This is a genomic window from Pseudomonas sp. (assembly GCF_049590575.1).
In the GTDB taxonomy this organism is placed as follows: Bacteria; Pseudomonadota; Gammaproteobacteria; order Pseudomonadales; family Pseudomonadaceae; genus Aquipseudomonas.
The window spans coordinates 1-10,736 of the sequence record NZ_JBAWDE010000242.1 but is presented as its reverse complement, the minus strand read 5'-3'; the positions used below and the strand labels follow the sequence as shown (position 1 = coordinate 10,736).

Below are 10,736 nucleotides of genomic sequence, written 5' to 3'. Positions count from 1 at the left end.
CATTTGAATCTATTCACAAATCAAAATGTGGGAGCGGGCTTGCTCGCGAAGGCGCCAGACGGCACACCGCAGGACTCTCAGGCCTCATGAACTCGCAAAGCATCCTTGTCCCGAAAATCTCCACCTTGCCCGTCCACGAACCCCGCGCCCGGGCAATCGTGCGTTGGCTGGTGCGCAAGAACATCATCAAGGAAGAGCTGACCACCTGCGGGCGCACCGGCAACCGCATGGCCTACGCCCTGGCTGACGGCGCCCGCGCCGTGGTGCTGCACCCCGAAGCGCTGCCGTTCAACGAGCCGGTCAATGGTTTGGAGATCATCTACAAGCGCTGCATCTACACCCCGGCCAAGGGTTTTCTCGAAGAAGCCGGCTGCCCGGAATGCCTCAAGGAAGTCGGCGAGGCGCTGTTCGAAAGCCTGGAAGACTGGATGCCCGGCCACACCGACAACTTCACCTGCCCGCTGTGTGGGCATGAAGATGACATCAACGGGTTTCTGTTCCTGCAGGAATGCGGGTTTTCCAACCTGGGATTCATCTTCAACAACTGGGCGGAGGCGGGGTTCAAGCAGAGTTTTATCGACGAATTCGCCGATTGGCTGGACCAGAAGATGAGTTGGGTCAAAGTCGAGCTTTAACCCTTCTATCAGTATTACCAAGTTTGTCGGAGTTTTACATTGAGCCTGACAGGGTGCATGTATATAATGGCGCGCTTCCATTTTCCCGCTCGGGAGCCCCCGCGATGCTGCGTATCAGCCAAGAAGCTCTGACATTCGACGACATTCTCCTAGTGCCCGGTTATTCCGAGGTGCTTCCTAACGAAGTCAGTCTCAAGACCCGCCTAACCCGTGGCATCGAGCTGAATATTCCCCTGGTTTCCGCTGCCATGGACACCGTCACCGAAGCCCGTCTGGCAATTGCCATGGCTCAGGAAGGCGGCATCGGCATCATCCACAAGAACATGACTATCGAGCAGCAAGCTGCCGAAGTACGCAAGGTCAAGCGTTACGAAGCCGGTGTGGTGAAAGATCCGATCACCATCGAAGCCGACGCTACCGTACGCGACCTGTTCGACCTGACCCGCCTGCACAACATCTCCGGCGTTCCGGTACTGCACGATGGCGACCTGGTCGGCATCGTCACTTCCCGTGACGTGCGTTTCGAGAACCGTCTTGAAGTCACCGTCCGCGAAGTGATGACGCCTAAAGAGCGCCTCGTTACTGTCAAGGAAGGCGCCGACAAGAACGATGTGCGCGAACTGCTGCACAAGCACCGCATCGAGCGCGTGCTGATCGTCGACGACAAATTCGCCCTCAAAGGCATGATGACCGTCAACGACATCGAAAAAGCCAAGGCTTACCCGCTGGCCAGCAAGGATGACCAAGGTCGTCTGCGCGTGGGCGCTGCGGTCGGTACCGGCAAAGACACCGGCGACCGTGTTTCGGCCCTGGTGGCTGCCGGTGTTGACGTGGTGGTGGTCGACACCGCCCACGGTCACTCCAAAGGCGTGATCGACCGCGTGCGCTGGGTCAAACAGAACTTCCCTGACGTGCAAGTGATCGGCGGCAACATCGCCACCGGCGCTGCCGCCAAGGCCCTGGCCGAAGCCGGCGCCGACGCGGTCAAGGTCGGTATCGGCCCTGGCTCGATCTGCACCACGCGTATCGTCGCCGGTGTGGGCGTGCCGCAAATCAGCGCCATCGCCAACGTCGCCGCTGCGCTTGAAGGCACTGGCGTGCCGTTGATCGCCGACGGCGGCATCCGTTTCTCCGGTGACCTGTCCAAGGCCATCGTTGCCGGTGCTTCCTGCGTGATGATGGGCTCGATGTTCGCCGGTACTGAAGAAGCGCCAGGCGAGATCGAACTGTTCCAGGGCCGTTCCTACAAGGCTTACCGCGGCATGGGTTCGCTGGGCGCCATGTCCCAGGCGCAAGGCTCTTCCGACCGCTACTTCCAGGACTCCTCGGCAGGCGCCGAGAAGCTCGTTCCGGAAGGCATCGAAGGCCGTGTGCCGTACAAGGGCACCCTCAGCGCCATCATCCATCAACTGATGGGCGGCCTGCGTTCCTCGATGGGCTACACCGGCAGCGCCGACATCGAAGAAATGCGCACCAAGCCAGAGTTTGTACGGATCACCGGCGCCGGCATGGCTGAATCCCATGTCCACGACGTGCAGATCACCAAGGAAGCGCCAAACTACCGCGTAGGTTGAGGCTTCCAGCAAAACGTTAAGTAACCGGGGCTGTTCTTTCAGCCCCGAGTTGTTTCTGATTCATTAGACGAGACTGACTTCATGGCCCTCGACATTCACGCCCACCGCATCCTGATCCTCGACTTCGGTTCCCAGTACACCCAGCTGATTGCCCGCCGCGTGCGTGAAATCGGCGTGTACTGCGAACTGCACCCGTTCGACATGGATGACGAAGCGATCCGCGAATTCGCCCCCAAAGGCGTCATCCTCGCCGGTGGCCCCGAGTCCGTGCACGAAGCCAACAGCCCGCGTTGCCCGCAAGCCGTGTTCGATCTGGGCGTGCCAGTCTTCGGTATCTGCTACGGCATGCAGACCATGGCCGAGCAACTGGGCGGCAAGGTTGAAGGTTCCGAGCTGCGTGAATTCGGTTACGCCCGTGTCGACGTGGTCGGCAAGAGCCGCCTGCTGGACGGCATCGAAGACCACATCGATGCCGACGGCCTGTTCGGCCTCGACGTGTGGATGAGCCACGGTGACAAGGTCACCAAGATGCCGGAAGACTTCCACATCCTGGCCAGCACCCCGAGCTGCCCGATTGCCGGCATGTTCAACGACGAGCGTGGCTACTACGGCGTGCAGTTCCACCCGGAAGTGACCCACACCAAGCAGGGCGGTCGCATCCTGTCGCGCTTCATCCTCGACATCTGCCAGTGCGAAGCGCTGTGGACCCCGTCGAAAATCGCTGAAGACGCCATCGCTCAAGTTCGCGCTCAAGTCGGCACCGACAACGTGCTGCTCGGCCTGTCCGGCGGCGTTGACTCCTCGGTGGTTGCGGCGCTGCTGCACAAAGCCATCGGCGACCAACTGACCTGCGTGTTCGTCGACAACGGCCTGCTGCGCCTGCACGAAGGCGAGCAGGTGATGGCCATGTTCGCCGAGAACATGGGCGTCAAGGTGATCCGCGCCAACGCCGAAGAGCAATTCCTGAACAACCTGGCCGGCGAGTCCGACCCGGAGAAGAAGCGCAAGATCATCGGTCGCACCTTCATCGACGTGTTCGATGCCCAGTCCAACAAACTGGATAACATCAAGTACCTCGCCCAGGGCACCATCTACCCCGACGTGATCGAGTCGGCCGGCGCCAAGAGCGGCAAGGCCCACGTGATCAAGTCGCACCACAACGTGGGTGGCCTGCCTGAGGAAATGAACCTCAAGCTGGTAGAACCGCTGCGCGAATTGTTCAAGGACGAAGTCCGTCGTCTCGGCCTGGAACTCGGCCTGCCGTACGACATGGTCTACCGCCACCCATTCCCGGGCCCGGGCCTGGGCGTGCGGATCCTGGGTGAAGTGAAGAAGGAATACGCCGACCTGCTGCGTCGCGCCGACCACATCTTCATCGAAGAGCTGCGCAAAGCCGACTGGTACCACAAGGTCAGCCAGGCGTTCGTGGTGTTCCAGCCGGTCAAGTCGGTAGGCGTGGTAGGCGATGGTCGTCGTTACGCGTGGGTCGTGGCCCTGCGTGCGGTGGAAACCATCGACTTCATGACCGCCCGTTGGGCACACCTGCCGTACGAACTGCTGGAAACCGTCAGCGGCCGTATCATCAATGAGATCGAAGGCATTTCGCGCGTGACGTATGACGTGTCGAGCAAGCCGCCGGCGACGATTGAGTGGGAATGATCGCAAACAGCCCCTGAGGGCCTGACGCTGTCATAAGAAGGCCGGGTGAACCAAGGTTCTCCCGGCCTTTTTGCATCTCAGGAAACGGCAGGCGCGGCCCGCAACGGTTTTGACCAGTTGGCCAGGGTCATGTGGTTGGCATTGAGGGCGTCCATCAGGTCCAGCGGGGTATCGAACGGTTTGCGATGAATGCTCGGCCAGGAAGGCGCGTCGATGAACAGCTTGTTTTGCGCGTTGGTCTGGATCGGCGTGTAGACCAGCCCGCGGGTGCGGCTGCGGTGTATCAGTTTGAGTTCGCCGGAGGCATTGCTGAGGGTGTAGAGCCCGTCGGCGTACAGTTGCTCGCCGAGCGGTTTCACGCCGGCGTGCAGCCAGGGCGTTTCCAGTTGCAGTCGCACGTCGCTGCTGACGATGACCGGGCCGAGTTGGGTGGTCAGTTGTTGATCCGGCAGGACAAAGTTGGCGACATGTTCTTCAGGCGCTTCGGTGCCGGGATCTACCATAAAGCCTGACTGTTCGCCCTGTGGCACGTCCTCGATACGCAGACTGACGGCGCCCTCCAATTCACTGACGCCCGGCAATTCGCGATAGGTATTGGTGGTCATCGGGTCCACCAGGGCGACCCAGCGCTCGGTGCCGCCGGTGGGCACATAACGGCGGATCTGGCGGTGAGTCAGGTAGTTGTCGATCCAGCGACGGCTAAAGCTATCGTTCGGCACGTCACCGTTCAGCGGCGAACTGGCCATGCAGTCCAGCGCTTGCACCCGCAGGTTGTTGCGCTGCGCGGTGCGCACCAGTTGCAACAGATTAAAACGCCCTGATGGGTCATTGCCCGCCACACGATCCGCGGCTTCCAGGGCCTGGCGCAGTTCAGTGGTCATCTGGCCGCTGTGGTGAAAGGCATTGAGCTCGGCCTGATCAGTTTCAGTGACCAGCCCTTTGACGAACAGGGTTTTTGCCTGTGCCCGGCTGAAAGCAGGCATGTGCTCGATCAGAAACTGTTTGCTGCCGATGCACCCCGTAGACTCACCCACCACCAGGCCTGGCGCTTGTTCCAGAACCTGTGCGATGAAGGTATCGCCTTCCAGGGCAGGGGTCAGAGCGGGCAAGTGGGGGCGGGGCGGCAGCGTGCGAGGTTCACGGAAAAAGGCCTGGGCGTCGTTGAGCAGGCGTTGTCGGGCACGGTTGATGTTGCTTTGCTGACGGCTAATGGGTTGCAGATGACCCTCGGCATTGCGGACAAACTTGACGTGCATTTCGTCGAGATCCTCTGCCGCTAGATCGTAGGCGCTGAACGGCTGGGAAGGCGCCGGAGCGGTGGTCTCCGATGTACCCGGCGCGATCGGGGCCCTGGACTCGATCATGCCCCGGGCCTGGAGGGCTTCGTGGAGTTTTTCAAGGGTCTTGAAGTGCTTGCCGTTCAGGCCGCTCCAGTCAGACCGAGTGAAGAAAAAGCCGGCCTTGTCCTGCTGCAGCGCTGTGCATTTGATCCAACCGTCGCGAGCGCGGCTGACGATCAGCGGGTACCCCTGTTCTTCAACGAGCCGGTACATGCCGGGCACTGGCAAGCCAGCATCGTGTTTGCGCGCAGCACTGATTTCGATGGGCGTTTCCAACTGCAGGCGCAGGTCGTTGGTGACCGTAGTTGGCTCGGCGCCCATCTGCAGCGCGGTGCGTCCGGGATCAGGCTCGAGCCCACGAGCTTCGCCGATCTGCGCATCTTCGATGCGCAGTCCGACCGTGCCCTCCAGCTCACTCAAACCGGGCACGCCCTTGTAGGTATTGGCATGGCTGTCTCCCACCAGCGCCACCCATTTGTGTACGCCACGTGCTGCCTGATCGGCCTCAATGACCTCACGCGCAAAAAAGCTCAGCATCGTTTGCCGATAGTTCGGTTCCACCCCAAGCAAGCCACTGCTGCGATAACTGGCCGCGCAATCGATGGCCTGCACCCGCAGGTGGTTTTTTTGAGCACTCCTGACCACCTCCAGGAAGGTGTATCGCCCAGTCGGGTCGGTGCCGTGACCCTTGTCCAGCTGCCGCAGGTATTTCTCCAGGTTCTCCGGCAGCTTGCCGGTGCGATTGAACAGGTTCAGGTCGGCTTGATGGAAATCCGTCAGCACATGCTCCAGGTACAGCGTCTTGACCTTCTGCTTGGCCAGCAGCGGCATGTTTTCTATCAGGAAACGTTTGCTGGCGGCGCTTGCATGGTTTTCGCCGATCACCAGGCCGGGTTTGTCCTCAAGCAGCTGCTGGAGCATGACCTTGGGCGGCGTGTCGGCTGCCAGCGTCGGTATTGCAGGGCGGGCAGGCAGTGCCGGATCGCTGAAAAACACCCGGGCATCGTCATACAACTTGTGCCGTAGCGCATTGAAGTTGTCCAGGTCATGGCCGCGCACGTAACGTTCGTCCAGCTCTCTAAAATCGCCGCCCTGGTTGGCGATGCGTTGCAAACTGGGGCGTTCGGCCTCGGGAACCTCATAGGCGCTGATCGGACTCTCGACCGCCGGCAAGGGCGAAGGCGAGCGGCCCCACGGTTTGAACCCGAACATCGGTTTGCCACCCCTGAGACCAGGGCTGGACACGGTCTCCCAGCGCTTGTAGGCGTTCAGGCGCACCGGCACGCTGCGGTAAAACGACCAGGGATTATCCGGGTCGATGATCAGCCAGCCCTTGGCTTCCCTGACATAGCGCACCTGGAAGTGCGCGGACGTGAGGCCTTGGCGCAGGTAGATGTAGGTTTTGCCGCTCATGGTTTCGATGATGCCCTGGCGCTCCCCCGTGCCTTCGCGGGTGTTCTCGGTGATGTCGGCGCGCAGCGTCGCCAAGAAGCTGTCCTCTTCACCCGGCGCCGCCACTCGCTGCGGGGTGATGTCGTGCAGCAGCGGCAGTCGCTCCTCATCAACGCTCTCGGCAGCCAACCGTTCTTCGCTGGCCACGCTGTCGCTGGCCTGGGCGATTTCGGGCAGGCGTTCGCCGGTGTTGAGAAACATCGCGTTGAACAGTGTGTCGATCACGCCGAGCACGGCGCCGGTAACCCCGGCCTTGCGCTCGGCGGGCGTCTTGCCGTTGACCGCCTGATCGATGTTCAGCCCGACGTTGGCCAGCCCGGCACCCACTGCTGCCAGCGCCACCGGCCAGCCCACCGCCGCCAGAGGCGCGAACATCCGGCCGAAGGCATTCAGGTAGCCGATCCACAGTTTTTTTCGCAATTCGCCGTTGGAATGCATCATGTAGCCGGCGTCACTGAGCATGCGCGCATGGGTGGCGTCACGCAGGTGGGTGAACGGGTCGTTGCTGATCCATGCGTCCTGCACGCTGAGCAGGGAATGGTCGTGGTTTTTCCAGGCGCTGAACAGCAGGTCCAGCACGTGGTTGAGGCCGACGTTTTCGATACGTGGTTCGTGGAATACCGCATTGAGCAGGTTCGCCGCCGGAAAGGCCGCCAACAGCCACTTCTGTGCGGTGGTGAGGGCTGCGGTGTCTTCCATGATGTCATGGTCGGCCACTTGGAAATGTGCCATGAAACGTTTGCGGCTATCAGGTTGCTCGACCTGGGACAGCACCCACCAATGCAGGTCTTCGGTGCTGTCGAGTACATGAAAACCCCAGACCTCACCGGGCACGTAAAGGATTTGCCGCCCCTGCTGGTCGACGATGCACAGGATATCGCTGGCGACATAGCTGCCGACTTTCAAACGGCGCAGCCGTAGCACGCTGCCGGGTGGGGTAGAGGCATCGAGCATTGACCGGCTCACCGGCCAGCTGACGTTGGCGGCGCAGGCCTTGATCACCGTAGCGAAGTTGCCATCCGACAAGCGCCCGCCCTCGCGGTCTTCGATGGCTTTGGCCAGGAAGGTGCACTTGGCCAGGGTCCTGAATGTGTCGCCCTGCTGGCGCCAGAAGGTTTCGGCCGTGGTCCTGAAATGCTCAAGGAAATTGAACGCCCAGAACGCTTTCATCACCTGGCTGCCGAACAGCTTGACCTCATTGGTCTGGTCATAGACCCCGACGCCGGGCCCGGCGGTGTAGAAGCCGCAGTCGTTGTCGAGCATGTCGGCGTTGTCTTGGTCGTGCACGGTGAAGCGGCTGATCACCAGTTGCGTCAGCGTCATCGAGTCGTGGGGATGTTCGCTGTGCTCCCAGCCGGTGAAGGTCAGCGGATTGCTTTGGGAGGAGTGAAACCGGTGCCACCAGACCTGCTCGGGGTCCAGGTCGATGGCGTGTTCGACAAGGATCTTGCGGGCGAATTGGGTGGCCATTTCATACAGGTCGGGGCAGCTCTCAACCAGGGCGGGTACCAACGCCTTGAGGGCAATGGCGTCGGCGGCATTGGGGAGGGTGGATGCGTCTTGCATGATGCGCTTTCCTTGGGTTGCGTAATGTCACCATCACTATCCCAAGGGGTCGCAGGCCAGGCTGCCGGGCCGACAGCCTGGCGGGCGTCGGACTTAGCGGCGGGCAATGTCCGAGAAGTAAAACTTGTCCAGCGTATGCCGCGATTCGGTGTACTCGAACTGCCGCCCATCCTGCAAAAACGTCTGGTTGCTGACCACGATTACATGGCTTTGCCCGTCGAGGTCCAGGTGCGCCTGGTCGTCCTTGCTGCGCGGCAGCGCTTCGATGGTGCGTTGGGCGTAGCTGATCTGCAGTTGCAGGGTCTGCTCGATAAACGCGTAGATCGACTGTTCGGCAATCGTCTGGTCCAGCCCCGGGATCAGGTCGGCGACAAAGTGGTTGATGTCGAGGATCACCCGTTTGCCGCCGATGCGCCGCACCCGTTTGATGCGCGTGATCAGGCTGCCGGGCGCGGCTTCGAGGTGTTGTTGCAGCGAGCCTTGCAGCGGGAACTGGGTGAATTCGACGACTTCGGTGTGAACGTCATCGCCCAGGTCGGCGTGGGTTTCATGGAAGCTGACGATGCCGCCCAGTTGGAACTCAATCGGGTTGGGCGACAGCACGAACGTGCCCTTGCCGTGGATTTTTTGCGCGAACCCACGCTCCTGCAACTGCTCGATGGCCCGACGCACGGTGCCTCGGCTGGCCTGGTAGCTGTCCATCAATTCGGTTTCGGAGGGAAGGCGCGTGCCGCGCTGCAGACGTTCTGTGGTGATGCTGGCAAGCAGATCCGTATAGATCTGGTTGTATTTGCTCATGGGCGAGGGCTCTGTGCCACGTTGGCGTTCAAGGCAGGAACCTTAGTGGCAGCGGTGGGGTTTGTCCATGCAACCGATTGTACAACTCGGAAACTTCTGACTCTGAAAACAGAAAATTAGTCATTTTCAAACTCGTACAGACGAGTTATTGATTTAACTCGTCTGTACGAGTAGTTTTAGCGTCGGCGTGCTGCCAATGACTGCCCTCAAATAAAAAAATCAAAGTGGAAAACCAAGCATGAGCCACGACTATTCGAACATTGCCCGCGAGATCCTCGAGAACCTCGGGGGCAGCGACAACCTTGAGCAAGCTGCCCACTGCGTGACCCGCCTGCGCCTGGCCCTCAAGGACCCGAGCCTGGTCAAGAGCAGTGCCTTGAACCAGGTCGACTTGGTCAAAGGCTCGTTCTTCACCGGCGGCTTGTTCCAGGTGGTGATCGGCCCCGGCGAAGTGGAAAAGGTCTACGCCGCCCTGCGCGAACAGACCGGCCTCGCCGCCGCCACCATCGCCGACGTCAAGAAGAAGGGCGCCGACAAGACCAACGCCATGCAGCGCCTGGTGCGGGTGTTCTCCGATGTGTTCATGCCGATCCTGCCGGCGCTGATCATTGCCGGCCTGCTGATGGGGGTGAACAACCTGATGGGCGCCAAGGGCATGTTCATCGAGGGCCAGACGTTACTGGAGGCCTATCCGAACCTGGATGGCCTGTGGAGCCTGATCAACCTGATGGCCAACACCTCGTTTGTGTTCCTGCCGGCACTGGTCGGCTGGTCGGCGGCGAAGCGTTTTGGCGGCAGTGAAATCCTCGGCATCGTGCTCGGCCTGATGCTGGTGCACCCGGACCTGCTCAACGCCTGGAACTACGGCAAGGCGGTCGCCGGCCTCGACGGGCAAAGCTTGCCGTACTTCGATATTTTCGGCTGGTTCCAGATCGAGAAGGTCGGCTACCAGGGGCAGATCCTGCCGATCCTGATGGCCGCCTACGTGATGAGCGTGATCGAGAAATGGCTGCGCGCCCGGGTGCCTAACGCGATTCAACTGCTGGTGGTGCCGATCACCACCATCGTCGTTACCGGCGTGCTCGCGCTGGCGATCATCGGCCCGCTGACCCGTCATCTCGGCATCCTGATCACCGAAGGTGTGGTCACCCTGTTTGACCTTGCGCCGATGCTCGGCGGGGCAATTTTCGGCCTGCTGTATGCGCCGCTGGTGATCACCGGCATGCACCACATGTTCCTTGCCGTGGACCTGCAGCTTATTTCCACCCAGGGCGGCACGTTTATCTGGCCGATGATCGTCATGTCCAACCTGGCCCAGGGCAGCGCCGCGCTCGCGGTGTTCTACATGACCCGCAACGCGCGGGACAAAAGCATGGCCTCGACCTCGGCGATTTCCGCCTACTTCGGCATCACCGAGCCGGCGATGTTCGGGGTGAACCTGCGCTTCAAGTTTCCGTTCTATGCCGCGCTGATGGGCTCGGCGCTGGGCAGCATTTTCCTCTCGCTGAACAAGGTGCAGGCGTCAGCCATCGGCGTTGGCGGTTTGCCCGGTTTCATTTCGATCGTGCCGCATTCCATCGCGATGTTTGTGATCGGCATGGTTGTCGCGATGGTCGTGCCGTTTGTTCTGACCTGTGCGTTGAGCCTGAAGATTGTTCGGCCTGGATACAGGGTCGCCTGATCTGACGCCTTCGCGAGCAAGCCCGCTCCCA

General features: G+C 61.0%; 6 protein-coding genes. 4 read left to right on the top strand and 2 right to left on the bottom strand.

Features of this window, described 5'->3' with window-relative positions:
* Nucleotides 1–86 precede the first annotated feature (86 nt).
* The 3 genes from WBR57_RS16725 to guaA all read left to right on the top strand — a co-directional run bounded on the left by WBR57_RS16725 (nucleotide 87) and on the right by guaA (nucleotide 3,868).
* Complete coding sequence (locus tag WBR57_RS16725; RefSeq protein ID WP_058422675.1) at nucleotides 87–635, top strand: hypothetical protein; 549 nt, start codon at nucleotides 87–89, stop codon at nucleotides 633–635.
* A gap of 104 nt (nucleotides 636–739) precedes the next feature.
* The gene (guaB, locus tag WBR57_RS16720; RefSeq protein ID WP_016977684.1) at nucleotides 740–2,209 is read left to right on the top strand and encodes an IMP dehydrogenase; all 1,470 of its coding nucleotides are present in this window, start codon (nucleotides 740–742) and stop codon (nucleotides 2,207–2,209) included.
* A gap of 81 nt (nucleotides 2,210–2,290) precedes the next feature.
* On the top strand, nucleotides 2,291–3,868 hold the full coding sequence (gene guaA, locus WBR57_RS16715; RefSeq protein ID WP_248079827.1) for a glutamine-hydrolyzing GMP synthase: 1,578 nt from the start codon (nucleotides 2,291–2,293) through the stop codon (nucleotides 3,866–3,868).
* Nucleotides 3,869–3,945: 77 nt separating this feature from the next.
* Here the strand turns inward: guaA and WBR57_RS16710 are convergent, their stop codons facing one another.
* On the bottom strand, nucleotides 3,946–8,226 hold the full coding sequence (locus WBR57_RS16710) for a membrane-targeted effector domain-containing toxin (RefSeq protein WP_424084778.1): 4,281 nt from the start codon (nucleotides 8,224–8,226) through the stop codon (nucleotides 3,946–3,948).
* A gap of 93 nt (nucleotides 8,227–8,319) precedes the next feature.
* A complete protein-coding gene (gene treR, locus WBR57_RS16705; RefSeq protein ID WP_424084777.1) occupies nucleotides 8,320–9,024 on the bottom strand; it encodes a trehalose operon repressor in 705 nt (234 codons plus the stop codon).
* 238 nt (nucleotides 9,025–9,262) lie between these two features.
* Between treR and treP the strand changes: the two genes are divergently transcribed.
* Nucleotides 9,263–10,705: a PTS system trehalose-specific EIIBC component gene (gene treP, locus WBR57_RS16700; protein ID WP_424084776.1), complete on the top strand. Its 1,443-nt coding sequence runs from the start codon at nucleotides 9,263–9,265 to the stop codon at nucleotides 10,703–10,705.
* Nucleotides 10,706–10,736 lie beyond the last annotated feature (31 nt).

Bases quoted from the DNA above. Each gene is read 5' to 3' on its own strand.
- guaA (WP_248079827.1), top strand. From the start codon at position 2,291: ATGGCCCTCGACATTCACGCCCACCGCATCCTGATCCTCGACTTCGGT.
- treR (WP_424084777.1), bottom strand. From the start codon at position 9,024: ATGAGCAAATACAACCAGATCTATACGGATCTGCTTGCCAGCATCACC.
- WBR57_RS16725 (WP_058422675.1), top strand. From the start codon at position 87: ATGAACTCGCAAAGCATCCTTGTCCCGAAAATCTCCACCTTGCCCGTC.
- treP (WP_424084776.1), top strand. From the start codon at position 9,263: ATGAGCCACGACTATTCGAACATTGCCCGCGAGATCCTCGAGAACCTC.
- WBR57_RS16710 (WP_424084778.1), bottom strand. From the start codon at position 8,226: ATGCAAGACGCATCCACCCTCCCCAATGCCGCCGACGCCATTGCCCTC.
- guaB (WP_016977684.1), top strand. From the start codon at position 740: ATGCTGCGTATCAGCCAAGAAGCTCTGACATTCGACGACATTCTCCTA.